The organism is Deltaproteobacteria bacterium, assembly GCA_009692615.1.
GTDB lineage: Bacteria > Desulfobacterota > Binatia > UBA9968 > UBA9968 > DP-20.
In genome coordinates this window covers 22,750-48,243 of record SHYW01000021.1, presented here as the reverse complement: position 1 = coordinate 48,243, position 25,494 = coordinate 22,750, and the positions used below count along the sequence as shown (strand labels likewise).

Annotated in this window: 22 protein-coding genes and 1 pseudogene; 9 read left to right on the top strand and 14 right to left on the bottom strand. The window is 56.6% G+C overall.

From position 1 onward, the window contains the following. Window positions 1-125: 125 nt before the first annotated feature. The 5 genes and pseudogenes from EXR70_07305 to EXR70_07285 form a co-directional block, all read right to left on the bottom strand. A complete protein-coding gene (locus EXR70_07305; GenBank protein ID MSP38281.1) occupies window positions 126-1,088 on the bottom strand; it encodes a class I SAM-dependent methyltransferase in 963 nt (320 codons plus the stop codon). A 123-nt stretch (window positions 1,089-1,211) separates the two neighbouring features. Then, complete coding sequence (ettA, locus tag EXR70_07300) at window positions 1,212-2,897, bottom strand: energy-dependent translational throttle protein EttA (protein ID MSP38280.1); 1,686 nt, start codon at window positions 2,895-2,897, stop codon at window positions 1,212-1,214. A gap of 125 nt (window positions 2,898-3,022) precedes the next feature. After that, window positions 3,023-3,883 (bottom strand): addiction module toxin RelE, encoded by an 861-nt coding sequence (locus tag EXR70_07295; protein ID MSP38279.1) that lies wholly within the window; start codon window positions 3,881-3,883, stop codon window positions 3,023-3,025. Between the two features lie 314 nt (window positions 3,884-4,197). Continuing rightward, the gene (locus EXR70_07290) at window positions 4,198-5,181 is read right to left on the bottom strand and encodes an ABC transporter substrate-binding protein (protein ID MSP38278.1); all 984 of its coding nucleotides are present in this window, start codon (window positions 5,179-5,181) and stop codon (window positions 4,198-4,200) included. 246 nt (window positions 5,182-5,427) lie between these two features. Then, window positions 5,428-6,390: pseudogene (locus tag EXR70_07285) on the bottom strand (MBL fold metallo-hydrolase). A 178-nt stretch (window positions 6,391-6,568) separates the two neighbouring features. On the opposite strand from EXR70_07285, the gene EXR70_07280 reads away from it, so the two are divergent. From EXR70_07280 to EXR70_07270, 3 genes are all read left to right on the top strand, one after another. Further along, complete coding sequence (locus tag EXR70_07280; GenBank protein ID MSP38277.1) at window positions 6,569-7,999, top strand: hypothetical protein; 1,431 nt, start codon at window positions 6,569-6,571, stop codon at window positions 7,997-7,999. A 28-nt stretch (window positions 8,000-8,027) separates the two neighbouring features. Then, window positions 8,028-8,498 carry an SET domain-containing protein gene (locus EXR70_07275; protein MSP38276.1) on the top strand — a complete coding sequence of 157 codons (471 nt, stop codon included), beginning with the start codon at window positions 8,028-8,030 and terminating at the stop codon, window positions 8,496-8,498. A 146-nt stretch (window positions 8,499-8,644) separates the two neighbouring features. Then, entirely contained in the window at window positions 8,645-9,619 is a 975-nt protein-coding gene (locus EXR70_07270; GenBank protein MSP38275.1) for a D-2-hydroxyacid dehydrogenase family protein, read from the top strand. A 225-nt stretch (window positions 9,620-9,844) separates the two neighbouring features. Here EXR70_07270 and EXR70_07265 read toward each other — a convergent pair whose 3' ends face one another. Beyond that, entirely contained in the window at window positions 9,845-11,722 is a 1,878-nt protein-coding gene (locus EXR70_07265) for an alkaline phosphatase family protein (GenBank protein MSP38274.1), read from the bottom strand. Between the two features lie 545 nt (window positions 11,723-12,267). On the opposite strand from EXR70_07265, the gene EXR70_07260 reads away from it, so the two are divergent. Beyond that, a complete protein-coding gene (locus EXR70_07260) occupies window positions 12,268-12,501 on the top strand; it encodes a hypothetical protein (protein ID MSP38273.1) in 234 nt (77 codons plus the stop codon). A gap of 5 nt (window positions 12,502-12,506) precedes the next feature. Continuing rightward, window positions 12,507-12,734, top strand: coding sequence for a hypothetical protein (locus EXR70_07255; GenBank protein ID MSP38272.1), 228 nt, complete (start codon window positions 12,507-12,509; stop codon window positions 12,732-12,734). 152 nt (window positions 12,735-12,886) lie between these two features. On the opposite strand, the gene EXR70_07250 is transcribed toward EXR70_07255, so the two are convergent. The 4 genes from EXR70_07250 to EXR70_07235 form a co-directional block, all read right to left on the bottom strand. Further along, on the bottom strand, window positions 12,887-13,459 hold the full coding sequence (locus tag EXR70_07250) for an isochorismatase family protein (protein ID MSP38271.1): 573 nt from the start codon (window positions 13,457-13,459) through the stop codon (window positions 12,887-12,889). Between the two features lie 144 nt (window positions 13,460-13,603). Further along, the gene (locus tag EXR70_07245; protein MSP38270.1) at window positions 13,604-14,140 is read right to left on the bottom strand and encodes a carboxymuconolactone decarboxylase family protein; all 537 of its coding nucleotides are present in this window, start codon (window positions 14,138-14,140) and stop codon (window positions 13,604-13,606) included. 292 nt (window positions 14,141-14,432) lie between these two features. Then, window positions 14,433-15,344, bottom strand: a complete 912-nt coding sequence (locus tag EXR70_07240; protein ID MSP38269.1) for an alpha/beta hydrolase — start codon at window positions 15,342-15,344, stop codon at window positions 14,433-14,435. Between the two features lie 146 nt (window positions 15,345-15,490). Beyond that, entirely contained in the window at window positions 15,491-16,555 is a 1,065-nt protein-coding gene (locus tag EXR70_07235; GenBank protein ID MSP38268.1) for an amidohydrolase, read from the bottom strand. Window positions 16,556-16,765: 210 nt separating this feature from the next. On the opposite strand from EXR70_07235, the gene EXR70_07230 reads away from it, so the two are divergent. Further along, window positions 16,766-17,767 (top strand): extracellular solute-binding protein, encoded by a 1,002-nt coding sequence (locus EXR70_07230; GenBank protein MSP38267.1) that lies wholly within the window; start codon window positions 16,766-16,768, stop codon window positions 17,765-17,767. 183 nt (window positions 17,768-17,950) lie between these two features. Then, window positions 17,951-18,676: an enoyl-CoA hydratase/isomerase family protein gene (locus EXR70_07225; protein MSP38266.1), complete on the top strand. Its 726-nt coding sequence runs from the start codon at window positions 17,951-17,953 to the stop codon at window positions 18,674-18,676. A 52-nt stretch (window positions 18,677-18,728) separates the two neighbouring features. On the opposite strand, the gene EXR70_07220 is transcribed toward EXR70_07225, so the two are convergent. The 4 genes from EXR70_07220 to EXR70_07205 all read right to left on the bottom strand — a co-directional run bounded on the left by EXR70_07220 (window position 18,729) and on the right by EXR70_07205 (window position 23,652). Then, window positions 18,729-19,253 (bottom strand): gamma carbonic anhydrase family protein, encoded by a 525-nt coding sequence (locus tag EXR70_07220; GenBank protein MSP38265.1) that lies wholly within the window; start codon window positions 19,251-19,253, stop codon window positions 18,729-18,731. A gap of 150 nt (window positions 19,254-19,403) precedes the next feature. Further along, window positions 19,404-20,843: a UbiD family decarboxylase gene (locus EXR70_07215; GenBank protein ID MSP38264.1), complete on the bottom strand. Its 1,440-nt coding sequence runs from the start codon at window positions 20,841-20,843 to the stop codon at window positions 19,404-19,406. A 148-nt stretch (window positions 20,844-20,991) separates the two neighbouring features. Beyond that, complete coding sequence (locus EXR70_07210; GenBank protein ID MSP38263.1) at window positions 20,992-22,539, bottom strand: carboxyltransferase; 1,548 nt, start codon at window positions 22,537-22,539, stop codon at window positions 20,992-20,994. A 12-nt stretch (window positions 22,540-22,551) separates the two neighbouring features. After that, the gene (locus EXR70_07205) at window positions 22,552-23,652 is read right to left on the bottom strand and encodes an ABC transporter substrate-binding protein (protein ID MSP38262.1); all 1,101 of its coding nucleotides are present in this window, start codon (window positions 23,650-23,652) and stop codon (window positions 22,552-22,554) included. A gap of 218 nt (window positions 23,653-23,870) precedes the next feature. Between EXR70_07205 and EXR70_07200 the strand changes: the two genes are divergently transcribed. Both EXR70_07200 and EXR70_07195 read left to right on the top strand, forming a co-directional pair. After that, complete coding sequence (locus EXR70_07200; GenBank protein ID MSP38261.1) at window positions 23,871-24,218, top strand: RNA-binding protein; 348 nt, start codon at window positions 23,871-23,873, stop codon at window positions 24,216-24,218. 90 nt (window positions 24,219-24,308) lie between these two features. Further along, on the top strand, window positions 24,309-25,478 hold the full coding sequence (locus EXR70_07195; GenBank protein MSP38260.1) for a class I SAM-dependent RNA methyltransferase: 1,170 nt from the start codon (window positions 24,309-24,311) through the stop codon (window positions 25,476-25,478). Window positions 25,479-25,494 lie beyond the last annotated feature (16 nt).

Sequence of the window (25,494 nt, the reverse complement as noted above, 5' to 3'; positions counted from 1 at the left end):
GATTGTCGGCGTCGGCGCCCAGGCGTGCTTTGCGGTCGGCTTCGTATTCCGAATAGTTGCCGTCGAACCAGACCACTTTGCTGTCACCCTCGAAGGCGAGGATATGGGTGGCGACGCGGCAGAGGTTACTTACGGACCTGGATGAACATTTCAGGCCAGGAGGGAGCTGAATCGAGAATCAGACTCCATTCACTGGGGCAGTTATTATCACAACGATCGCCCCTAGATGTGAACCAGCGGAGCGCTTCATGGTACGAAACCGATATACATGCGTCGCTATCGCCGACCCAATACTGATCGTAGTTCGCAGCGAGCTTGATGAAGTGAAGCCGTGACGGGCCGCCGCCGAGTCGAGAACCTACGGATCGCAGCAAGCGGACCTGGTGCGAATACAAGTTGATAAAAGCGTTCGAATCGGTAATGGGAATCATTGTTTTCTTGATCTTGCCCCAAATACCGAAGTCCCTGAACGGCCGCACTCGATGTCCTTGGGCGGCGTATTGATCGACGTCGTAGGCAACATGGAGCAAAATATAACCGCCAGGTTTGACCACCCGGCGCATTTCCAACAACGCTCGTTCGGGATTGGGGATATGTTCGAGCACGCGGAATGACCAAAGCGCGTCGAAGGTATTATCGGCAAACGGCATGTTGGTTGCGGAGGCTTCGACAAACGGCTTGTGAAAAAATCGACGTGCCGCCCCCGCAATCTCGAGTGCCGTGTAATCCTCGACGATATCCTGGAGCAGTCCACTGCCGGCGCCGACTTCTAAGACCTTCTTATTCGCCAGTCCATACTTCGCAACAAAATGTCGTACTAGCTTAGGAGTCTCCGAAATCAGCGTCGCGCGTTCCGCCGACTCGTTGTACACCGCGTCTTTAGCGCTTTTGGGGTCGTTTATGTAAGCCCTGTCGTAGAAACTTCGTGCTGCCGGATGAAATGATTCGTCGCCCTGCGGGTCGACACTCCAGGGAAACATGATGGCCGTTGCGCTGGTTGTGGCAATCAATAGTGCAGAATAGCTTATGATTAAAAGGCGCCGGATAGGGATCATCTCTCGACCTGAAATATGTCCTCGATCAATCATTGTCCGATTCAGATCTTAGTACATGTCGCAACAATCTTTTCTGTAAATCCCGAGCAACAATCACGCCGTCATCGCGATCAAACACGACGAGCCGTTGGCCCAGTGAAAGTTAGGTAATCCATCCTACGCGCGTGTCAGCGGCCGATACTTGATCCGATGCGGATTGTCGGCGTCGGCGCCCAGGCGCGCTTTGCGGTCGGCTTCGTATTCCGAATAGTTGCCGTCGAACCAGACCACTTTACTGTCGCCTTCGAAGGCGAGGATATGGGTGGCGACGCGGTCGAGGAACCAGCGGTCATGGGAGATGACGACCGCGCAGCCGGCGAAATTTTCCAGCGCTTCTTCCAGCGCCCGCAGCGTGTTCACATCCAAGTCGTTGGTCGGTTCGTCGAGCAGCAAAACATTGGCGCCTTCTTTCAGCATCTTTGCTAAATGCACGCGGTTACGTTCGCCGCCGGACAGGCTGCCGACTTTTTTCTGCTGATCGGTGCCGGAAAAGTTGAAGCGCGCGACGTAGGCTCGCGAATTGACTTCACGGGCGCCGATTTTTAACAAGTCGGCGCCGCCGGTGATTTCTTCCCAAATGTTTTTATTGGCATCGAGGCTGCGGCTCTGATCGATGTAGGCCAGAACGACGGTTTCACCGATGCGGATTTTGCCGCGGTCGGGCTTCTCTTGGCCGGTGACCATGCGAAATAGAGTCGTCTTGCCGGCGCCGTTGGGGCCGATGATGCCGACAATGCCGCCGGGCGGAAGCTTGAAGGTCATGTCTTCGACGAGAAGGTTGTCGCCGTAGGCTTTGCTGACGCCGTCCGCTTCGATCACCACATTGCCCAGGCGTGGGCCGGGCGGAATCGGAATCTCCAAATCTTCGCGGCGCTTCTGCGATTCCTGATCGAGCAGCGCTTCATAGGCCGTGATGCGCGCCTTGCCTTTGGCGCGGCGCGCCGTCGGCGTCATGCGAATCCATTCCAACTCGCGCTGCAAAGTTCTCTGCCGTTCGCTTTCGGACTTTTCTTGTTGACGCAGCCGTTCTTGCTTTTGTTCCAACCACGAAGTGTAGTTGCCTTTGAACGGAATCCCCTGGCCACGATCGAGTTCGAGAATCCAGCCGGCGACGTTGTCCAAGAAATATCGATCATGGGTCACGGCGATGATCGTGCCGGGATAACTTTGCAAATGATGTTCGAGCCAGGCCACCGATTCGGCATCGAGATGGTTGGTCGGTTCGTCGAGCAGAAGAATGTCCGGCTTCTGCAAGAGTAATCGGCACAGCGCGACGCGGCGGCGCTCGCCGCCAGAGAGAATCTTCACCGGCGTGTCCGACGGCGGACAGCGCAACGCGTCCATCGCCATCTCCAACCGCGCGTCTAAATCCCAGGCGTCCAAATGGTCGAGCTTCTCCTGCACTTCGCCTTGGCGCTCAAGCAGCTTGTTCATGTCGTCATCCGACATCTCTTCGGCGAACTTGGCGTTGATCTCTTCGAATTCTTTTAGCAGATTGACGGTTTCTCGCACCGCCTCTTCGACAACCTCGCGCACGGTGCGCGATTCGTCGATTAACGGTTCCTGCTGGAGATAGCCGATCGTATAGCCTGGTGAGAGCATAGCCTCGCCATTAATCTCTTTGTCGACCCCGGCCATGATGCGCAGGAGCGACGACTTGCCTGAGCCATTCAAGCCGATGACGCCGATCTTGGCGCCGTAGAAATAGGAAAGATAAATGTCTTTGAGCACGGCGCGCTTGTCGTAAAACTTGCTGACGCCGACCATCGAATAGATAATTTTATTGGGTTCCGTAGTAGCCATGGATTGAAACGTTTACCTCGAAATAGATTTCCATCCTGCTAACTTGTCAGGTTCGATCAGGTACTGCAAGATTGGCAGCGGTCTGGGAAGAAATAGAACTCTCGCGGCACAGGGAAGAGAATAAGCTATCGGCTTGGTTTCGCGGATGTTGCAACGATCCGGCTGATCGTCGAGTAGTGCAGGTCCAAGTGGCTCGCCAGCTCGGCTTGACTGTAGCCGTGCTCAGTGACGGCTTTCGCGATCAATTGATTCCTGGATTTTTTCTGGCGAGCGCTCTGCGAGAAAATCTTCGCCAAAGCCGGCCGTCCGGCGAATCTTTGCCCCTTGGGAATCTCGCGGATCTTGCGCTTTCCGGTGACGTGATGACGCAGCCCCTCGGCGAAGCCTTCGACGCCGAGCAGGCTCTGCGCTTCGAGATCGTCCCAGATCGATGGACTGCCGATGCCCGCTTGTACGAATTCGCCAAATTTATTTTGCGCGGCGGCTTTTCTCTGACCGAAATGGCTGAGAATCTCATCGATGGTGAGACAACCGTCCGGCTGGCTGTTGCCCGCCGTCGCGCGGTAGCTGGTCCATTTCCACTGGCGCGGCTGGCCGACCATCTTCGCTCGCACCGGGTTGAGCACGACGTAGCGGCACACTTCGAGAAAGTGGCTGTCTTTTTGGACGAGGATGCCTTTGAACCGTCCTTGAAAGATATGGCCGGCGCGTCGATGCCGCTTGTTGAATGCCTGGGTATAAACGCCGTTCAACTGTCTCATGCCCTTGGATAAGTTGCCGTCCGGTGTTTCGATGACCAGATGGTAGTGATTATTCATCAAGCAATAGGCATGGCAAATCCAGTGAAAGCGTTCGTTCACTTGTGCGAGCGTGTTGAGAAACAGTTCTCGGTCAGCGTCGTCTTTATAAATCGCTTTACGGTCGTTGCCGCGGGAAGTGACATGATAAAGCGCGCCGTCGAATTCGATGCGTAAGGGTCGCGCCATGAAGCGAAGTTAGTATAGATTTAAGAAAAAGTCAAAAACAAAGACCTGACCCTGATAGTGCATTCGGTTATCGGTGCAATAACTCAATACTCAAGACCCCGCCGTTTCCTCCTGTGAACGCCTGCCTGGTGTTCAACGGTCCGCTCGCCGAACCGTGTGGCGGCATCTTCATGCGCTACGCGACGCTCGCGTTCGAATTGTCGGCTCGAGGTTGAACGAGCTTGGTCGGGATTCCAATTGTCAGATACGGAATGTTGGCCGCACCCTTCGATAGTGCTCAGGGCGATCGGGCCGCAAAGTACTCAAAAATTTAACTACCGATAGACCGTGTCGATATACCCGCTCCGTTCCAGCTGGTCGAGGATCGAGGTGTCGACGAACATTTCCGGCTTGAACGGTTTTTCTTTGAACTGGCCGTCGATGATGAACTGAATCGCTTTGCTCGACGGTCGCGGCACGCGCAGGAGATTGGGCGCGACATCTTTCCAGCTCGCTTCGAGAACTTCGTTGTCGCTGCTGCGAAAGTATTTCGCCAAAACCTTTTTGCTGTACTCTTTGTCGCTGCCGTAGCGCTGCATGCCGCGGATCAGGGCGCGGACGAAGCGGGTGGCTTGATCGCGGTTCTGCGCGAGATACGACCGCGTGCTGACCAATGCGGCATTCACTGCTTCGAAACCGATCTCGGAAAAATTTATCAATTCCTTCATGTCCATTTTCAAGGCGTGGAGGTAGGCGGGATAGGCCAAGGCGGCGACCTGGACGCTGCCGGCCTGCAAGGCGGCGAAGACTTCCGAGTCGCCGCCGGCGGGCAAGAGCGCTACGTCCTTGCCTGGCTCCAAACCAAATCTGCGCAAGCCCAGCCGCACGAGAAAATCGGAAGTCGCGCCGAAGGCGCTGATGGCGGCGCGCTTGCCTTTGAGATCGCTCGGCTGCTTGATCTCCGGCCGAGCGATCAGATGAAACGGCGACTTGGTGCTCATGCAACCGATGATCACCGAATCGCTACCGGCGACGGTTGCGGCCATGCTTGCCGATGCGCCGGCGTGGATGATCGGCGCGCTGCCGCCGAGCATGGAGGCGACGATGCGCGTGCTGCCGCCGACGCGAATCAGTTCAACATCGAGATTCTCCGCGGCGAAGTAGCCCGCCTCCTTGGCGATCCAGCTCGCCGCGAAGGTGCCGCTCAAACTCGGATAGAGAAAGCGCATGGACTGCGGCGCGCTGGGTGCTTGCCCGGCGTTGACTGTGTTCGCCAACAACCCGATTAACAGCGCCGGAAATATTTTTCTCATCATCATCGGTTACCTTCGTTGCAACTAAGCGCTCGCCTGATTCCAGGGCAGTCTGGCAAGAATCATCGACATGCCGCAGCTGTTGGTTATTCCCGCGAAGACCAGGCCGGCGCCGATCAGCGCCGACAATACGTAACCAGCTGGATGGATTGACGCACCGACGATGACGCCGAGCGCGACGAGCAGCCCCGCGGCAATGCGCACTTGGCGCTCGAGCGAAATCACGCTGCGCTCGCCGCGCACGAGGGGAAGCTTCGCCGATGTCCAGGCGTTGGTGCCGCCATCGACATGGACGACGTAGGTGAAGCCGGCGGCGCGCAGCCGATCGGCGGCTAACTGGCTGCGTGTGCCGGTCTGGCAAATGCAATAGAGCGGCGCGTCGACGCCAAATCGTGTCAGCAGCGCTACCGGATCGAGCCGTTCGAATGGAACGTTGATCGATCCGGCGATGCGCAGACTGGCGAACTCGCCGGGCGTGCGCACGTCGAGGAGAGATAATTTTTCCGAGGCGGCGAGCACGGCCAGTTGCTGCGCCGACACACTGCGCAAATGCGCCGCGCCATCGCTGGCAACTTGCTTGCGGGCGCCGTCCGACCGCGGCAGCGGTGCGCCGCCGGCGAGATTGGCCGGCACCGCTTCTTGGATGCGCGCGTTGAACTGTTTTTCCTCGCCGATGCTGCTGATCCTGCGGCCTTTGTAATCGTGGCCGGGATACACCAACACTTGATCGTCGAGACGAAATAATTTTTCGCCGATGCTCTGCCAGAGATCCTCGGCGCTGCCCATCTGAAAATCGGTCCGGCCGCAGCCACCGATTAGCAGCGTGTCGCCAGTCAACACGCGATCGCGCCACAGATAAGAAACGCTGCCGGAGGTGTGGCCGGGCGTGGCGATGACGAGAATCTCTTCGCGGCCGAAGAGAATGACGTTGCCGTCTTCGAGCATGCGGTCGTAGCCTTGGGCGTGACAATCTTGGGACACCGCGGTTTGCGCGCCCGTGGCCTCTTTGAGCGCCCGCGACGCGGTGATGTGATCGGCGTGGACGTGGGTTTCCAAAACATATTTCAAGGCGAGGTCGTGCTCGCGGATCAGTTTCAGATCGCGTTCGAGCTGCTCGATGACCGGATCGATGACCACCGCCTCGTGGGTCTCGTCGTCGGCGATGAGATAAGTATATGTTGATGAGGTCGGGTCGAACAATTGTTTAAAAAACATGGGCGCCTCCAGCTTTGGAAACTGTCACTGAGGTCATTGGCTGTCAAGCTTGGGTTGGCAGTTTCGAATGTTGTTTGCGCGGCGACATAAGCGTGGATAATTGGCGCGCATTTGATATGAATAGTGAGCGGTTTGGCGTTCGGCAAAAACCGCGGAATGGAATTGGAGGTTAGTTCTCATGCCCATTAGAAGAGGGGCGGATTATATCAAGGCGCTGCGCGACGGCCGGGAAGTTTGGCATGGCGGCAAGCGCATCGACGATGTTACCGTGCATTCGGGATTCACCGGCACGATCAAGACGCTCGCCGATATGTACGACAAGCAGCACACGGCTGAGTATCGCGATGTCATGACTTGTGAGTACGAAGGTGAGCGGATTTCCTATAGCTACCTGCCGCCGAAAAATCATGACGAACTGCTGCGCAAGCGGCGCAATATCGAGTTCTGGGCGCAACAGACCTTCGGCCAGATGGGACGCTATCCTGAGTTCGTCGCCGAACTGATCGTCGGTCTTTTAGATTGGACGCATCTGATCGAGAAGAGCAGCAAACAGTGGGCCGACAACGCGCGCGCTTATCATCGCTATGTCAGCCGCAACGATCTTTGTTTGACCCACGCGCTCACCGATCAATACTACGACCGCACCAAGCCGGTGGGCAAGCAGGAAGATCCCGATCTGATTCTGCACATCGTCGGCGAGACTAAAGAAGGTCCGGTGGTGCGCGGCTTGCGCACGCTGGCGACGTTGGCGCCGATCGCCGATGAGGTGATCGTCTATCCGAACCGGCCGCGGGAGCCGGACGAGCAGGATTACGCCATCGCCTTCGCGATCCCGATGAACACCAAGGGTTTAAAAATTCTCTGCCGCGATCTTTACGCGGAACATGCCGATCCCGAGCGCCAGCCGCTGACCACGCGCTTCGACGAAGTCGACGCGGCGTTGATTTTCGACGACGTGGTTGTGCCGTGGGATCACGTGTTCGTTTACAAAGATCCTAAGCTGCTCGCCGGCATCAACTACATTCACACTTGGGGACAGTATTCGACGATGCTGCGCCTGGTCACCAAGCTCGAAGCGTTTCTCGGCGTGGCGCAAATTCTCACCCAATACGCCAAGCGCAATACCAGCGCGCCATCGCAAATTCTTCTGGCAAGCCTGATTCAAGACATCGAGATTCTGCGCTCGTGCATTCAAGTCGGCGAGTCGCGCGGTTATCGCGCCGGCGGCGGTACCTGGGCGCCGCAGTTGAGTCCGGCCTATCGGGTGCACAGCATCGAAGCCTCGGACCGCGCCGAGCGCACCATGGAAAATCTTTTGACCAGCACGCTGATGCTCAGCGGCGGCGCGTCGGATTTGAAAAACGCCGATCTCGGCCCCTTCGTCGAACGCTACTTTCGCGGTGGCGCGCCGGATACCAAAGAGCATCTGCGCTTGATGGCGGTGGCGGCGGACATGGTGATGACACCCTTCGGCAAGCGCAGCCAACTCTATGAGAGATTGCAAAGCGGCGAAGTCGACCGCATGCGCCAACGGCTCTACGGCCAATATCAAGACAAAGCGCCGGCCGAGCGCATGATGCAATTCGTCAAAGCGATGGACAAGGATTAACCGGGGATTCGAGTCAAAAATTAGGATTATGAAAAAAGCCAATAGCAAAAAAGTTCGACGGCGAATCGTCGTGCGCAACTCGCCGATCCATGGCCGGGGCGTATTCGCCTTGCGGCCGATCACGAAGGGCACGCGGATTCTCGAGTATAAGGGCAAGCTGATCACCGACAAAGAGGCGGACCGGCGTTTCGGCCGGCTGCACGAGAACTCGTCGCACACCATGCTGTTTTCGGTGGACGATGAGTTGGTGATCGATGCGACCCGCGGCGGTAATTCGGCGCGCTGGATCAACCACTGCTGCGCGCCCAACTGCGAGATCGAGGAAAAAAATCATCGGGTGTTTATCGAAGCGCGGCGCGATATCCGTCCCGGCGAAGAGCTTGCTTACGATTACAATCTACAAATCGGCGAGAAGCACACCAAGAAAGCCAAGCGCGAGCATGCTTGTTTGTGTGGCGCCAAGCGCTGCCGAGGCACCATGCTCGGCGAAGAAGAATGAGTTAACCACAAAGAGCACAAAGTTCACAAAATTAGAAGAAATTCGGATTCGGAGCATTAACCGCAAAAGCGTAAAAGACGCAAAAAAAACCAAGAAGAAGTCCAACCGTAGGGGCGCGATTCATCGCGCCCGCCCGCCTCGCAGCAATGAAAATCACCGTAATCGACGACTATCAGGACGCCTTCCGGCGCATGTCATGTTTCGCCCAGCTCGCGGGTCATGAGATAAAAATTTTCACCGACACGGTGAAAGATCCGGCTAAGCTCGCCGAGCGGCTCTACGACGCCGAATGTGTCGTGTTGACGCAGCAGCGTTCGTGGCTGCGCCGGCCGTTGCTTGAGGCGCTGCCGAATTTGCGCTTGATCAGCCAGACGGGAAGAGTGACCGCGCATATCGATCTCAAAGCTTGCAGCGAACGCGGCGTGATGGTTTGCGCCGGCGGCAAGGGGCGGCCGCACTCGACCGCTGAACTAACTTGGGCGTTGATTCTCGCGGCGCTGCGTCATGTGCCGCAGGAAGTGCACGAGCTGCGCGCCGGACGCTGGCAGACGACGTTGGGAGTCGACATTTTTGGCAAGACCTTGGGGGTTTACGCGCTGGGCGGTATCGGTTCCATCGTCGCCAATATCGGTAAAGCTTTCGGCGCGCGGATTCTCTGCTTCGGCCGCGGCGCGTCGTTAGAGCGGGCACGGCTTGCCGGCTACGACGTTGCTATCGGCCGGGAAGAATTTTTTGCTGAGTCGGATATTTTAAGTTTACACTTGCCGATGGTGCGCGAGACCCGCGGCATCATCACGCGGGCGGATTTGGCGCGCATGAAACCGAGCGCGTTGTTGGTTAACACCAGCCGCGCCAAACTGATTGAAGACGGCGCATTGGTTCAAGCTCTGAAAGCGGGCCGGCCGGGATTTGCCGCCGTCGATGTCTACGAAGACGAGCCGATCTTCGACGGCAATCATCCGCTGCTCAAACTAGACAATGCGATTTGCACGCCGCATCTCGGCTTCGTCACCGCCGAGACCTACGAGATTCACTACGGTTTGGCGGTCGAGCAAATCTTGGCGTATGCCGCCGGCAAGCCGATTCATGTTGCCAATCCTGATGTGCTTGTGCGGGGTTGAACTGTCGCGTTCATTTCGTCCACATGGCACCCAATTACCGCCCTGTTTCACCATCACATTTTCGAATGGGCTTCGAACTTCCCCCTTTGGAAAAGGGGGACTGAGGGGGATTTATGTTCCGCGCGCATAAGAAAATCCCCCCTCGTCCCTCCTTTTTTAAAGGGGGGATCACCGGAACCGATGCTTGGATTGGATCAGTTTACTGCGGCGCCATGACACTAGCCATCAGCGATACAACTTGTCTTCCGCCAAGCCGTTGTTGAACCACTGAATGTAGGCTTTGAGTTTGTTTTCGAGCTGGGCTTGGATCTCCGGTTTGTCGCTGACCGGTGTGTCGAGTTGCGCTTGGGCGAAGAGTTGGCTCGGCGCGCCGAGGCGAAATTCTAAATAATAATTTTTGTCGGCGATCCAATAATTACCGCCCTTCTGGCCCAGCGCCAATCCTTCGTAGGCGGTGTCGAAAATCGTGTGGCCGAAGGGCAGCTGCTTGCTGGTCACGATCCCTAGGTAATCTAAAATGCTCGGCGCGATATCGACGTGTTGAACGATGCGGTCGCGGCGCACCGGCGGCAGCTGTCGGCTCGGATGAAAAAACACAATGGGCACGCGGTAGCTATCGATCATGCGCGGCATGATGGATTTCGGCGGGCCGATGTGATCGCCGGTGACAATGAAGAGCGTATTTTTGTACCAGTCCATTTTTTCGGCGGTGGCAAAAAAGTTTTTTAGCGCCAGATCGAAGTAGGCGACGGTTTGCAGAATCGGCTGATCGCCGGTGGGCAGAACGTCGGCGTATTTATCCGGCACTTTGTACGGGTTGTGGGTGCTCAGCGTGAACAGCGCGCTAGCGAACGGCTGGCGGCGCTGCGCCAATTGCTGGGCGAAGTGCTGCATGAAGGGTTCGTCATAGATGCCCCAGATGCCGTCCGAGTCTTGCGGTTTGGGATACTCGTTGAGGCCGTAGTAAGTATCGAAGCCCATGCGCAGCGAGAAGGTATCGAAGGACATGGTGCCGTTCTTGCCGCCGTGAAAAAAACTGGTGTTGTAGCCTTGCTCCTTTAATATCGAACCGAGGCCGTGCAGCCGCTTGGACTGGGTGCAGAAAAAAGTTTCGTCCTTGAGATGGGGCAAGCCGGCGAGGATCGACGGCGGCGCGTCGATGGAGCGTCGGCCGTCGGCGAAGCCGTTGCGAAAGTACACACCGCGCTGCGCTAGGGAATCTAAAAATGGTGTAAAGCTTCGACCGGAGATGCCGGTGCCGGTGAATTCAGCGGATAAACTTTCGACGATAATGATCACGACATTGTCATAGACTTGCGCCGCTCGCTCCGATCGGCGCGGTAGAAAATTTGCTTTAGGAAATTGTTTTCTAAGTTCTTCATCGTTGGCGAAGTAGTGAACCTTGGTCGAACTGCCGGTGTCGCATTTGCGCTGGCTGTTGATGAACGTGTAGGTGGAGTTGAGCGCCAGTTGCGACAAGTTGTCTTTGTCGCCGACCTGGGCCAGCGCCGTGGTGAGCCGGCGTCGCTGCCAGCCGCCACGCCCGCCGATGACGGCGACCGTAAGCACGAGCACTAAGATCAGCCAACTTTTAGCTCGCGAAAAAGCGTCCGACGAATTCGTGACGATGGGCCGCGCCGGTTGCAAATACCAAAGCGCGAGGCCGACCAAGATGCTGATCGCGGTGAGATACCAATAGTGAAACGACAGCTGGCCGATTTGATTAGAGATGTCGTTGCCCATGTCGAGCAGACTTAACGACGCGCGTTGGCCGGTGAACTTATGGTATTCGTAGTCGACGACGTTGAGAATCAGAAACGGCAAGTTGGAAATCACCAACAGCCACTTGAGAAACGTTTGGTAGCCGCGCTTTTCAACCCAGAGGAACGGCAGCATCGACAACACGATAAAAATCGCGTTGGTGCGGCAGATCGCCGCGATGTCGTAGCGCGCGCCGATGAGGAACGCGGTGACTACGTGGTTGATGTCCGACTGGTGAAACAAAGTATAGTTGAAAAGGAGAAAGAGTAATCGGGACACCGTGTAGAGTCCGAACACCAGGCCGAGTCGTAGCGATAATTGTTTGAGTTTAGCGGCGATCACGATTCTGTGCTTCTCTACTTGAGTGTAGGCGTCTTAGCGGCTTGGTTCACGATGACATTTGGCATTGGCTAAGTCAAAGTTTGTTGCGACGGTGGAACAAGTCATTGTCGCGTAGTAGTTATGCCGTAGCGCGCGATTTATACCGTACGGCTCAAGGTCGAGGCGTTCGGCTTCAACGGCTCGTTATCTGCATTCGCGCTGTTCTGATTCAATATTTGGAATTGGCCGATGGCCACTTCGTAGTCGGTTGCGGCTAAGCTGGCATCCGTGGGCACCACGACGGTGTAACCGTGCAGCGTCGCTCCGAGCGGTCGGGGAAAGGGGGTTCTGAGTTTTTTCTTGACGCGTGCGTGCCTGGCGCCAGCCAAAAGTTACTCTGAAGCCGCATGCTGATGTGCCAATCGTAGGCAAACTATCGCCGCAGTCCGCAACCGCCGTCCACCGCCGGTTGCATCGTTAACTATGCGCCGGGCTCGACGGCGCTCCGTCCGGTTACTCTGCTGCCCGGTTCGCCGTTTGCCCGGTTTTGTGGCATATGAAAACGCATGTACTTCGAGATCATCGGAGAGATCGAGAGTATCGAGCCCATCGCCATTGGAACATCGATTCGCGATATTGCGCGACTTCGTAAACGCTACGGCACTGGTCGTTGGCGAAAACTGAAGGGATCAGCCACTGTTCGCCTGAGAAGTGGCGCCGTGCATCGAGCTGAGATACACTGGTACGAAGCCCACGGGATCGGGAAAGTGAAATTTAAGATTAAGCAATTCTTGGATTAGGACATATGAAGCACCAGAAAAAACAGTTTGCGATCTGCGTTCGGAACGAAGGGGCTGAAGATCTAGAGATCAGGAAGATTTACCAAATTCTTCCCGATGCGCGCGCTGCCAAGGATAAGCACATCAGGGTTATTGACGAGTCCGGCGAGGACTACCTCTATCCCGCAGATTGTTTCGTCCCGCTGACGCTTCCACGTGAGGTGGAGCGTGCCCTTTCAGCTCCTACACGTTAAAGCCGAGAGAACGGCTAACCTTCGGGTTGAAAGGACGCGGCGGACCGGGTCTCTCACCCAAAACGTTATGGCTAAGATCAGTGAAGTATTTATGAATGCGAGGGTCTCTAAGCGAGTTAACCAAAGTACGAACTCTCATCGCACTAGCCGGTTTACTGAAACGTGATCATATCCGTACGGCTCAAGGTCGAGGCGTTCGGCTTCAACGGCTGGTTGTCGGCGTTGGCGCTATTTTGATTCAGTATTTGGAATTGGCCGATTGCCACCTCGTAGTCGGTTGCGGCTAAGCTGGCATCCGTGGGCACCACGACGGTGTAACCTCGCAGCGTCGCTCCGACCGACGTATAGACCACCGAGCCGCTGACCTTCCAGCCGGTAAGGATCACGGTCGCAATCCCCTTGGCCTTCAACATCTTGTCTAGGTCTGTGTTGTAGAATCTGTCCTGTCCAATGGACTCAACGATCGGTTCGCCCGGAGCGGGAGCAACCTCAGGCAGCCATTTGGAAACGTTGGGAGCGCGAGTCGAGTACAAGACGAGCACGCCGGCATTTCTCGCCCGCTTCAGCAGCGAGACAATCGCCGGAACCATTACTTCGGTGCAAATCGGTTGTTTTGCGCAAATCGGATCGACGACATCGAAAATCAACAACGCGGTGGTCGCGGGTTTGAGAACAACTCGGACCGGCTCGGGTAGTGCGGGCATCTGTAATGTTATCGTTGCCATATCGTTCCTCCATTGCGCGTAGTTTCAGATGATGGGTTTCGCGGACGCTCAACCCATCCTACTGGCTGACTTTGAATCACGGGTTGTCGGGCGATAAGAAGCAAATCCCCCCATCCCCCCTTTTTCAAAGGGGGGTAATTAAATTCAGAACGTCTTGGTTCCCGCCGCTGGGCGCACGTCGAACATTCTTATCACCGTGCCGATGGTGATGTAGTGGCCGAGCAGGCCGACGCACTCGATGAACTTGGGGTGGCCGAGTTCTTTTTCCATCCTGTTGAGTAGCGAATCCGACAGGAAGTGATCGGTCATCAGCGTGCGGGTGAATTCGACCAAGAGCGCGGTGTGGCCGGTGAATTTGTCGATGGGCGCATGGGCACGGATGGCTTCGATGACTTCGCCGGGCAAGCACTGCTTGGCGCGGATCTCGTGGCGGCTCCAGGCGTAGTGGGCTTCGACTTCTCTGGCGGCGGTGAGGATGATGGTCTCGCGGTCGGCGTCGGGCAAACGAGAATTAAAACGGAAGTAGTCCTCGGTGGCAGCGAAGTGCTGCGCCATCTCCGGCGCGTGCAACAACATCGAGTAGGGACCGCCGCCACCGGTTTTGCCTTCGTGAACTTTGTCCCAGATTTTCTGTTGATCGGCGGTCATGGCTTCGCGCGTGGCGTTGGGTAGTTTGCTCATTGTTTTAACCTTTCGGAATCCAGACTCTGTGGTTTCTGTACTACTATAGCCGACAGTTTGCGCGGCTCGCGCTGCTGTTAGAACACGCGAACCAACTCGGAATCGGATATTCCTCTCGCCAAGGCGTAGAGATGCCAAGTTCGGAAGGCAAAAGATAATATCATAAACCGTGATTGCAATTCCGATTCTCCGACCTTTGCGATCTTGGCGCCTTTGCGAGAGATATTTCGAATCTTGGTTGCGGCGACGCTGCGCTAGAGCCTCTGTGGTGAAATTATTTTGTCATTTGGCGCTAAACTGACAATCCCAACATCTTCAACGCCGCCCGGCCGCCGATGCCGTAAGGGTTACCGAGGGTTTCTTGCATCTCGAAGTGGTTCAAGCTTTCGCCGACCAAGATCTCCACCGGTTTGCCCGCCGCTTTCACCGCGGCGGCGAAGTCGCGGCTCTGGCGCTGGAACTCGGGGGTCTCGCAGGTGCCGTAGCAGACGGTGATGGGCGCGTGCAGCTTGTCGAGGTGGCGAATGGAGCTCAACTTTTCTTCCACCTCGTCGGTGAATTTCACATAATCGCTGCGTTTGGATAACCGCACCGGTTTCAAATCGTACATGCCGCAGAGCAGCACGGCGCCTTTGATGATATCGGGCGGCAGGCCGAAATCTTTTTCCCAATCGGTGACCAAAGCGCAGCCGCTCAAGTGCGAGCCGGAGGAATGGCTGGTGAGGTAAAGGCGATTGGGATCGGCGCCGAAGCTCGGAGCATTTTTATAAACCCAGGCGATGGCGTTGCGCACTTGTTGCGCCATCGGCAGCAAATCGCCGCCGGCCTCGGCGATCTGGATGAAATCGAGCACGACATAGTTGCTGCCGGCGTTGACGAACATCTCGGCGGGAGCGGCGAAGTCTTTGGCCGTGCCGTTGCGCCAGGCGCCGCCGTGGACGTAGACCGTCACCGGCGCGTTGGGCTTCTTGGTTCGGTAGACGTCGAGTTTTTCATGTTCGCTCGGACCGTAGGCGAAGCGCTCGGATGGAAAGCGCTGCACTACCGAAGCCGCGGCGGTGGCGCGCCGTTTGGCGAGTAGCGGTTGGTTGGGCGCGTAAACGGTTTGATCGTAGGCGTCATCGAGTTCTTTCTGATCCAGGTCGAGCCAGACGATGGGGCCTTTGGTGCGTTGAGTTTCAGCTGTCACGGTATTTGTAGCCATTTTTCAATCTCCCGGTTTGCGGTCGGATGCATTCACCACGAAGGCGCGAAGGACGCGAAAGAATCGGAAGAAGGGCAAGGCACGCCTTGCCCCTACGCCGACGTGGATTTCTCTACTGTTGCCTATTGCCTTGTGCCTGTTGCCTACTAATTCACGCCGTAAAATGTTTTGGCATTCTTTCCGAGGATTGCTTCTTTGTCGGCCAGCGTCAGATCTTCACGGCTCATTATATGTTGTAGTTCGACGCGGCAGGATTTGGCGTCGAAACTCTCGTGCGGGAAATCGGTGGCGAAGACGAAAGATTCATTGCCCGCTTCCTTGACCGCGTAACCAAGGCCGTGATCGTCGCCGTCGAAGCCGACGAATATCTTGCCGGCTTTGGCTTGGCGGCGGAAATATTCGCTGGCCATCACGTCGGGTTGCGAGCTGGCCAAGAATTCGCCGTTGATGTCGACTTGCAGATGGTGCGGATAGGAGCGGTCGAGGCGGTCCATGAAGAACGGCACCCAAGTGGCGCCGCCTTCGAGAAAGCCGACGCGCAGCTTGGGAAAGCGATCGAATATACCATAGGACAACATCGCGGCTGCTTGGGCCATGATGCCGAACGGATGGCCGAGGGCATGCACCGGATAGTAAACGCCGATGCTATCCATTCCCAAATGATGTAGCGCGCCGACGTGGACGGCCAACGGTACGTTGAGCTTTTCCGCTTCCTCGTAAATCGGCCAGTAAATTTTCGAGCCGAAGTGGCCTTTGATGCCTTCGCCATTGGACGGCAGCATGGCGCCGGCCATGCCCAGCTCTTTGACCGCGCGGCGCAGTTCTTCGCAGGCGGCTTGGCTGTCTTGGATCGGGATCAGCGCCATGCCTTTGATGCGCGGCGTCACCTTGGTGAATTTTTCATAGAGCCAGTTGTTGTAAGCGCGGCAGGCGGCGATGGCCCAGTCTTCGGCGATTATCCGGCCGACGGCTAAACCGGCGGTGGGATAGACGACGGTCCAATCGATTTCGGTTTCGTCGAGAAAGTCGAGCCATTCTTTGGGACCGACGTCGCCGGTGCGCGAGCGTTTCTCGCCGCCTTCCAAATAGTGAAAGTGAATGTGATCGAAGGCGGGAAAGACTTGGGTGCGATTGCCCGCCGGCATGAATTTGGAAATCTCATCCATACAGGGGCGGTCATTGACATGGCCGTCGGCGTCGATGATTTGCATTAAAATAATTTCCTTTCGCGCGCTGACACAGGCTATAACAAGTTGGCTTTGGCGGTGTCAACGAGAGCGCCTAATAGTTTTGAGTTTTTAGTGTTTAGTTTTTAGTTCCTCGACTCGAAACTAAACAATGATAACTAACAACTGTGAATGGCGTTGACCGGAAAATTGTTCCCGTGATAGTTGAAACGGAGTGATGCGGAGGAGATACCGATGTTTTTGCGTCGATTGTTGATTATTGCCGTTGTTTTCAATGCTACGCAGTCATTCTGCCAAGATGCCAAGCTCATCGACGCGGCGAAAAAAGAGGGCGGCAAAGTCGTCATCTACGGTTCGCTGGAAACGCCGGTGCTGGAAGGCGTGATGCAAGCGTTCCGCAAGAAGACCGGGCTCCAGGCCGAGTATTGGCGCGCCTCGGCGATGAGCGTGATGAACCGGGCGATGACCGAGTACCGCGCCGGCAATCCGCTCTTCGATGTCGTGCTCAACAATTCCGATCCGCTGGTGATTATGGCTCAGGACGGCATGTTGGCGAAATACGATTCGCCGACGGCGAAAAAATATTCCGCCGACCAAATCGATCCACGCTTCGGTCCGGTCACGCGCTACGGCATCGTCGGCGTGGTTTACAACAAGAGTTTAGTTAAACCGGAAGATGCGCCGAAATCAATTGAGGATCTGGTCAACCCGAAATACAAGGGTAAGCTGGTGATGGCCGATCCGACACTGCATGTGACGACGATTCAATGGCTCAGTAGTTTGCACAAGATCATGGCCAAGGAGAAGACGGAAAAATTCATCCGCGACTTGGCCGCTATGAAGCCGGTTCTCGTGGAGTCTATGTTGCCGGCGTCCGAGCGGGTCGCCACCGGCGAAATCCCCATCGGCCTGACCTTCGTCAAGTTTGCCTACAGCGCCGCGCAAAGCGGCGCGCCGCTGGATTACGTGCGGGTCGACAAAATGCTCGGCGATTCGCATTTCGTCGTGTTGAGCAACAAGGCGCCCCATTCAAATGCCGGCAAAGCATTCGTCGATTTTTATTTGGACGACGAGACCATGAAGATTCTCGCCCAGAGCGGCGAGTTCGTGAACCGCAAGGGTATCTATCCGCCGCTGCCCGGCGCGGACAAGATTCAATACGTGCAAATGGAAGTGTTGGAGTCCAAGGCGTTCGAAGAAAAGAAAAAAGAGTTCGGCAAGATCTTTCTGAAATAGGTTGCTTCACGCTTTTGTGTGAATAATGTGCCATGTTCAATCTGTCTTTTTCACCACGAAGGACACGAAGAGCACGAAGGTCGGAATATTATTTATCCGAAACCTTCGTGTCCTTCGTGCTCTTCGTGGTGATAATAGCTTTACGGTATTCCCAGAAGGGCTAAATAATTTACGGAGGCATTTATGGCAGACGCAGTACTCAAGGAAAAAGACGGCGACGTAACCACAATCACACTCAACCGGCCGGAAGACGGCAATCGCCAGACCGACGAAGTTTGGGCGCAGGTGACCGAGATGTTCAACGCCGCGTCGAAGGACTCGCGCGCGGTGGTTTTCAAAGGCGCCGGCGATGACTTCTGCCTCGGCCGCGCGTCGATGGGGGCGCCGACGCCGGTGCTCGAAGCTTACGCCGTGCGCGAGCGTGCCGACACGATATTTAATCTCTACGGCGCGTTTCGTAACTGCAAAGCGCCGATCGTCGGCGTGGTGCAAGGCCGCGCCGCCGGTCTCGGTTGCGCGCTGGCGGCGCTGTGCGACATCACCATCGCCAGCGACAAGGCGAAGTTTTCCTTTCCTGAGATGGCGCACCGGATCATGCCGACCATTGCTTTCTCCGCGTTGGTCGATCGGCTCTCACGCAAGGCTGCGACCTACATGATTTACTCGACCGAGGAGGTCGACGCGCAAACTGCGTTGGCCTACGGTTTAGTCAGCAGCATCGCACCGGCGAGCGAATTAAATGCCAGCGTCGCCAAACTGATCGGCCAGTTTAAGAAGACGCCGCTGCCGGCGATGCTCGCGGCCAAAGAATACGCCAAGACCGCCTTCGAGATGAGCCCGCAAGCGGCCACCGACTTCGCGCGCAACTTGCATGCGACGGTGAATAGTTATTCGAAGATGAAAGAATGAGGGACGGTTAGGGGTGAACAGTAAGGGGTGAGGCGTGTTCGGAGAATTTTAGTTAGCCGATTCTTTTCAGCGTCGCCTTGTACATTTCCTGCCTTCTGACATAGCCCGGAGCGGCGCGGTGCATTTTGGCGATGTCTTCGTCGCTGAGTTCGCGGACGACTCTTGCCGGGGCGCCGACGATGAGTTTGCGCTCGCCAAAGATTTTTCCTTCGGGAACTAACGCGCCGGCGCCGACTAGGCAGTCTTTGCCGATGACGGCGCCGTTCATTACCACAGCTTGAATGCCGATCAGCGCGCCGTCGCCGATAGTGCAACCGTGCAGCATGACCTGGTGGCCGATGGCGACGTTGTCGCCGACCGTCAGAGGAAAGCCGCGGTCGGTGTGCATGACCGCGCCGTCTTGGACGTTGCTGCCGTTGCCGATGGTAATCGAATCGTTGTCGCCGCGAATGACGACGCCGGGCCAGACGCTGGCGTGCTCGCCTAAAATCACTTTGCCAATGATGGTGGCTTCCGCAGCGACGTAGGCCGATGCGGGAATTTGCGGGATGTCGTCGCCCAGTTGGTAAATGGCCATTGGTTCTTCTTATAAAAGTTGACTCAGGAGTTCAAAGCGTTGAAGAACCCCGCGATGCGCGACCATAGGTCGCTACTCGGGGAAACGGGACTCTTCTTTGCCGATTTCCCGAGTAGCCCGAAGGGCTGTATCGCGGGAATCCTGTTACACTCATGTCAAACCAAAAAATTTTCGCCCCAACTTCGCTAAGACTTGCTTTCTCAATTCTGGGCTGGTCTCCGCCACTTCGGGAAATTTATTCATCCATTCGTAAGGACGGCAGGCGTCGATGACGGCGCGGGAATTTAAAAACACTTTCGAGTCGGGGTGAATCATCGGGTCCAGTGCGCTCGACCAACTGCGCTGTTGGATGTCGATGTCTTCGCCGGGATCGCAGCGGGTTGAAAGCGCCCATACGACATCGTCTATTCTCGTCGGGTCGATGTCGTCGTCGACGACGATCGTGAAGCGGTTTTGATAGCCGCCGGAAAAACATTGCGATGCGATCATGCCGGCTTGTTTGACATGACCGGGATAGCGCTGCTTGATCGCCACCACGGTGAATTGTCTCGGTCCCGGCTCGTGGGACCAGACGCCGCGGATTTCCGGCACGCCGGCTTTCTCCAACTCTTCCCAGACATGGGCCGAGCGCGTGATCGCGCGCAGTAGCGTCAACGTGTGCGGCGGGCGCGCCGGGTTGGCGCAGGAGAGGATCGGATTATTTCGGTGCAGGATGTGTTTGACCCGGATGAACGGTTCCATGCTTCTCGGACTGGCGTAGTAGCCGGGCCATTCGCCGAAAGGTCCTTCTTCCTTCAACTCGCCCGGTCGTATCTCGCCTTCCAAAACGATTTCCGCATCGGCTGGATACGGCAAGCCAGTGATGTCGCTGCGGATGACTTTGGTCGGCGTTCCTCTTAATCCGCCGGCGTAATCGAATTCACAGATGCCCGCCGGCACGGGGCAGGCGGCGGCGAACCAATCGAGGGGATCGCCGCCGAGCACAACATTCACCGGCATCGCTTGGTTCTTCTCGAAATATTTCTGCTTGTGGATGAATGCATGCTTGCCGGGGCCGATATAAATGCTCAGCGTGTTCTCATCTTGGGACATGATGCGATAAGTGCCGACGTTGATCCAATCGGAATCGGGATCCTTAGTGATGACCAGATGGCCGGTGCCGATGTAGCGGCCGCCATCTTTTTCGTGGATCAACGGCGCGGGAAATTGCCGTAGATTGACTTGATCGCCGCTCTGAACATTTTCATGCACCGTACCCGTCTTCACTTCCTCCATCGCCAGAGGCTTGGAGTGTTTCATGCGCTCGTGATAGATGCGCGTGAACTGCAAGACATGGTCGAATTCTTCAGTCACGCCGAGGGTGAGCGCGATCCGTTTGGGCGACGCGAAGTGGCCGAACAGCGCGCGATAGCCGGGCGGGTGATCTTTGATCTTGTCGAATACCAGCGCCGGCGCATAGGGCGGATGCTCGCGGTAGAGCACGTCGACGATGGCGCCCATTTCCAAATTCCAATCGATGTTGTCCAGTGTGGTGAGTTCGCCCATGGCGTCGACTTTGTCGAGCCAATCGCGCAGGCCGTCGTAGTTCATTCAAGCTCCTCAAGAGAGGAAAATTAGCCGCAAAGAGCGCAAAGGGCGCAAAGAAAGAGGGCGTATGCAATACGCCCCTACGAGTTCCGTGTTCATTGCATCAAATCGGTTTAACCGTGCCGCGCCGATTCGGTTGATCTTGCCAACGTCAGCGCCACGCCGTCTCGGCGGATGTAGATGTGATAACAGTCTTTTTTTTGGTCAACTCTGCGAGCAAGTTTAACAGCGGCTGTTTGGCATCGAGCTGCGGTTTCGGCGCGCCATTTTGCATCAGCGCGTCGACGGCGTCGGGGCCGGCGTAGACGCGCAGCAAGAGTTCTTCGTCTGAAATGGTCGCGCCGAGTTTTTGCCGGACCTGATGCAAGCTCAGATCGGGCGGCGTCCAGTTTTCCCAGTCCTTGGCGCGCCGGCGCTTCAAAATTTTATCCTTGGCGTTGGCTTCGAGCAGCGCCGGCGCTTCTTTACCCCAGATACCGAGCGCGTATTGAATCACTTGATCGGTGACTTCTTTATAGAGCTCGCCGACAATCACATTGATCGCCGCCTGGCTGACGACGAATTGCGACAGCGGCGTGACCATGATCGGATAGCCGAAGTCGGCGCGCACCCGGGCGGCTTCTTCGAGGGTTTCCGCCAGCTGGTTTTCTTTACCGACCAGTTTGAGTTGGTGGCGCAGATTGGAAATCACGCCGCCGGGAACTTGGTGGCGATACTGCGACTCGTCGTAGGCGAAGGGTTTGCCGATCGCCAAACCTTCGCGCTCGGCCACCGCGGTGAAATGTTTTTCCACCGGCTTGACGGCGTCTTCGTCAACCATCGGCGTGTAGCCCAAGGCGCGCAAATTCTTCGCCATGTTCAAGATCGACGGCTGCGACGAGCCGTTGGCCAGCGGCGGGATCGCGGTGTGCAAAGAAGTGATGCCATGTTTGATCGCTTCGAGATAACACAGCGGCGCTAGGCCGTTGTTGCAGTGGGCGTGGTATTCCACCGGAACTTTGCCGGCGTTTTGCATGATCGCCGGAATCAGCGTTCGCGCCCGTTCCGGCGTGAGTAATCCGCCGACGTCTTTGAAACAGATGCGATAAGGATCGATCGCCACGGCGTCGCGAGTTTTCTGCGCGTAGTAGTCGTCGGTGTGGCGCGGCGAGACCGAGTAAATTAAATTAACCGCCGTGTCCATGCCGATCTGGCGCAGATCGATGACTTCGCCGCGCAGCTCTTCGAAGTCGTTCCAGCAGTTAGACGTGCGCGTCAGCGTGACGCCATACGCGACGACGCGCTCGGCGAATAATTTCATCGCCGACTGCGGCAGCTTTTCCATGGCGCCGGAGCCGTGCAGGCCGCCGTGGTTGCGCAGCCGGGTATTGCGAAATAGTTTGGCGCCCTCGCGCAGCCAGGTCCAGGGATTTTCCTTGTGCTCGCGGACGTATTTTTTCAGGAAGATCGAAACGAAGAATTCGATCGATTCGAAACCGATGCGGTCCATGTCCGCCGCCGCGCCGAGCATGGCGTCGGTTTTCATGTTGAGGGCCCACAGGCTTTGCTGGCCGTCGCGCAGAGTGGTGTCGATGAAGGATATCTCGCTCATAGGGGACAAAGTTGGAGTGTTGGAGTACTGGAGTGGTGGAGTGATGGGTTTCCGATCCCAACACTCCAGTACTCCATCATTCCAACACTCCATTCTTCCACGCTCCATCACTCCATTCTTTCACTTTTTCTCCGGCAGTTGTCTGGTCGCCGCTAGTTCTTTGAGGATCGAATAGTCGACCAGCTTGCTGCGATCGACCGACGGCGCGCGTTTGTCGACGTAGGCGACCATTTTGATGAGATTTTCCAGCGCCGCCTCGGGCGCGACCAGATCGACGGTGGCGCGCTGGCGCATCTGCTCGTAGGCATAGTCCAAAGTTTCGCGCTCGTCGGTGCCAAGAATTCGCTTGAGGACATCCACGGAACCGTCTTTGACTGTGACCATGTACTGAGTCGCTTCCAAGTAGGCTTTGACAAATCGCACCCATTTACCGCGGTTAGCCTTCAATGACGCCGCGGTGACCGTGATCGGTCCGTTCATGAAGGGAGTTTTTTTACCGGTGACTAGATGAAAACCTAGCTGCTTCATTTTCGGTTCGAAGGCGAAGTCCACCGGCGCGGCGTCGATGCCGCCGCGCACCAGCGCCGACAATCTTTCTTGCGAGCCGCCCAGTTGCAGCAAGGTGACATCCTTCGAAGTGTTCAAGCCGGCATCTTCGAGCATGACGCGGAGTATGAGCGAAGACTTGCCGCCGATCCGGTTGATGCCGACTTTTTTGCCGCGTAGCTGCGACAAATCGTCGATGCGCTCTTTGGTCATGATCGTATACGACACCAAATTATCCCAACTGCCGAGAGAAACCACCGGCACGCCCTGTAAATTGGCTTGCACCAAACCGGTGGGGGCGCCGGACGTGGCGTCGATGTCGCCGGAGATCAAGGCTTGATAAGTTGTTGGCTCGCTGTTGATGCGGATGATCTCGGCTTTGAGGCCATTTTTTTCGAAGAAGCCTCGTTCATGGGCGATGAACACCGGATAGGAGACCGTCGGCAAGAGCGGCACGCCGATACGTATGCGATCCTGGGCGAAGGCGGCGGTGCCGATGAGCAAGACGAATAAACCGGTGAGAGCAAAATATTTCTTCATGGCGCTCCTAACATTCCCTGACACTTCCAACCTGTCTCTTGTAGCATGAGCAACGGTTGCCAGCCTATTATTATCGCAGTGCGGCGGCAACGTCGGCGTAACGCGAAGTTGCGCTGCGGCGAGTGCCATTGACATTACGACCCTTAAGCTCTAGGGTGAAACATCTTCATCAGTATACGGCCTTCTGATAGAGGACATTGAAGCATGAAGGCCCCTGTCAGTCTCTCCTTGCGAACAATATCTAAAGGAAAATCCGATCAGCGAGCAGTTTAGCAGTTAGCCCATGTTCGGTAGCCATTTAGCGGTTCAATTCTCAGGGTCAAAGACCAATAACATTCTCTTAGGAGGAGAACATGGGTAACAAATTATATGTCGGCGGCTTACCGTATTCGGTAACCGGCGACCGGCTGCAAGAAATCTTCGCGGAACATGGCACGGTGGAATCCGCCAGCGTGGTGTCCGATAAGTTCACTGGCCAATCGCGCGGCTTCGGCTTCGTCGAGATGAGCTCCAGCGGCGAAGCGCAGAAGGCGATCGAAAGCCTCAACGGCACCCAGCTCGACGGCCGCACCTTGACGGTCAACGAAGCCAAACCGATGGCGAAGCGTGAAGGCTTCGGCGCCGGCGGCGGCAATCGTGGCGGCGGCGGCGGTGGACGCGGCGGCCGCGAGGGTGGCGGCGGCGGACGCAACCGCTGGTAGTTTTTTCTTAATCGAACGAACTAAAAAAAGGGCAACCAGTAGGGTTGCCCTTTTTTATTGCTGGCTAAATGCCATTATTAAATTATTCTCATGGAAAAATTCTTCGCTACCTGCCCGCGCGGTTTGGAATTGCTGCTCGTCGACGAGCTGCGCCAATTGGGCGCCGATAAAGTTCACGCCGTCGGCGGCGGCGTGCAGTTCGCCGGCGAGTTCGTCCTGTGCTATCGCGTCAATCTCGAAAGCCGCATCGCCAGCCGGGTGCTCTGGCAGGTCGCCAGCGGCGCTTATCGCGGCGAAGAGGATGTTTATCGCACTGCTTACGCGCCGGCGTGGACCGATTGGTTGGATCCGGCGCTGACGATTCGCGTCGATGTCTCGGCGACCAAAAGCCCGCTTACCAGTCTCAACTTCATTACGCTTAAAATCAAAGACGCGGTGTGCGATAAAATTCGCGCTCTTTCGAATCGCCGCCCGAGTGTCGACACCCGGGCGCCGGATGTGTCGCTGCAAGGTCATCTGAGCGATCGCGAGTTTACGCTCTATCTCGACACCACGGGCGAGCCGTTGTTCAAACGCGGTCAACGGATCGCCACCGGCGAAGCGCCGCTCAGAGAAAATCTCGCCGCGGGAATTCTTCGCCTAGCGGGTTGGACTCCCGGTGTGCCGCTGCTCGACCCGATGTGCGGCAGCGCAACCATTTTGATGGAAGCGGCGTCCATGGCGCTCGACATCGCGCCGGGATTGGGCCGCCATTTCGCGTTTGAAAAATTCAAGAACTTCGATGCGCCGCACTGGCGCGAGTTGACTCACAAGCGCGGCGCGCGCCGCAAGCCGCGTACTGCCCAGCCGATTTATGGCAGCGATCTTTCCGCCGACGTGCTACGCGCCGCCGGTGCTAACCTCGCTGGCGCGGGTTTGGAGCAAGTCGTCAGTTTGAAATGCGCCAATATCCTTGACATCACGGCGCCGGCCGCCGAAGGCGTCATCGTCACCAACCCGCCCTACGGCGTGCGGCTCGGCGAGCAGCAAGGGTTAGCCGAGCTCTATCCCAAGATCGGCGACGTTTTTAAAAAACAGTTCACCGGCTGGCGCGCTTATCTGCTCAGCGCCGATATGATGTTGCCCAAGCTCATCCGTCTGGCGGTCTCCAAACGTATACCGCTGTTCAACGGCGCGCTCGATTGCCGTTTGTTCGAGTACAAGATGGTGGCTGGCGGGATGCGGAAGAAAAAATCTGAGGAATCGTCGGACCCGACTTGATGCCGAGTCTTTCGCG

Bases quoted from the DNA above. Each gene is read 5' to 3' on its own strand.
- EXR70_07305 (MSP38281.1), bottom strand. From the start codon at position 1,088: ATGATTGATCGAGGACATATTTCAGGTCGAGAGATGATCCCTATCCGG.
- ettA (MSP38280.1), bottom strand. From the start codon at position 2,897: ATGGCTACTACGGAACCCAATAAAATTATCTATTCGATGGTCGGCGTC.
- EXR70_07295 (MSP38279.1), bottom strand. From the start codon at position 3,883: ATGGCGCGACCCTTACGCATCGAATTCGACGGCGCGCTTTATCATGTC.
- EXR70_07290 (MSP38278.1), bottom strand. From the start codon at position 5,181: ATGATGATGAGAAAAATATTTCCGGCGCTGTTAATCGGGTTGTTGGCG.
- EXR70_07280 (MSP38277.1), top strand. From the start codon at position 6,569: ATGCCCATTAGAAGAGGGGCGGATTATATCAAGGCGCTGCGCGACGGC.
- EXR70_07275 (MSP38276.1), top strand. From the start codon at position 8,028: ATGAAAAAAGCCAATAGCAAAAAAGTTCGACGGCGAATCGTCGTGCGC.
- EXR70_07270 (MSP38275.1), top strand. From the start codon at position 8,645: ATGAAAATCACCGTAATCGACGACTATCAGGACGCCTTCCGGCGCATG.
- EXR70_07260 (MSP38273.1), top strand. From the start codon at position 12,268: ATGTACTTCGAGATCATCGGAGAGATCGAGAGTATCGAGCCCATCGCC.
- EXR70_07255 (MSP38272.1), top strand. From the start codon at position 12,507: ATGAAGCACCAGAAAAAACAGTTTGCGATCTGCGTTCGGAACGAAGGG.
- EXR70_07250 (MSP38271.1), bottom strand. From the start codon at position 13,459: ATGGCAACGATAACATTACAGATGCCCGCACTACCCGAGCCGGTCCGA.
- EXR70_07245 (MSP38270.1), bottom strand. From the start codon at position 14,140: ATGAGCAAACTACCCAACGCCACGCGCGAAGCCATGACCGCCGATCAA.
- EXR70_07240 (MSP38269.1), bottom strand. From the start codon at position 15,344: ATGGCTACAAATACCGTGACAGCTGAAACTCAACGCACCAAAGGCCCC.
- EXR70_07235 (MSP38268.1), bottom strand. From the start codon at position 16,555: ATGCAAATCATCGACGCCGACGGCCATGTCAATGACCGCCCCTGTATG.
- EXR70_07230 (MSP38267.1), top strand. From the start codon at position 16,766: ATGTTTTTGCGTCGATTGTTGATTATTGCCGTTGTTTTCAATGCTACG.
- EXR70_07225 (MSP38266.1), top strand. From the start codon at position 17,951: ATGGCAGACGCAGTACTCAAGGAAAAAGACGGCGACGTAACCACAATC.
- EXR70_07220 (MSP38265.1), bottom strand. From the start codon at position 19,253: ATGGCCATTTACCAACTGGGCGACGACATCCCGCAAATTCCCGCATCG.
- EXR70_07215 (MSP38264.1), bottom strand. From the start codon at position 20,843: ATGAACTACGACGGCCTGCGCGATTGGCTCGACAAAGTCGACGCCATG.
- EXR70_07210 (MSP38263.1), bottom strand. From the start codon at position 22,539: ATGGAGCGTGGAAGAATGGAGTGTTGGAATGATGGAGTACTGGAGTGT.
- EXR70_07205 (MSP38262.1), bottom strand. From the start codon at position 23,652: ATGTCAATGGCACTCGCCGCAGCGCAACTTCGCGTTACGCCGACGTTG.
- EXR70_07200 (MSP38261.1), top strand. From the start codon at position 23,871: ATGGGTAACAAATTATATGTCGGCGGCTTACCGTATTCGGTAACCGGC.
- EXR70_07195 (MSP38260.1), top strand. From the start codon at position 24,309: ATGGAAAAATTCTTCGCTACCTGCCCGCGCGGTTTGGAATTGCTGCTC.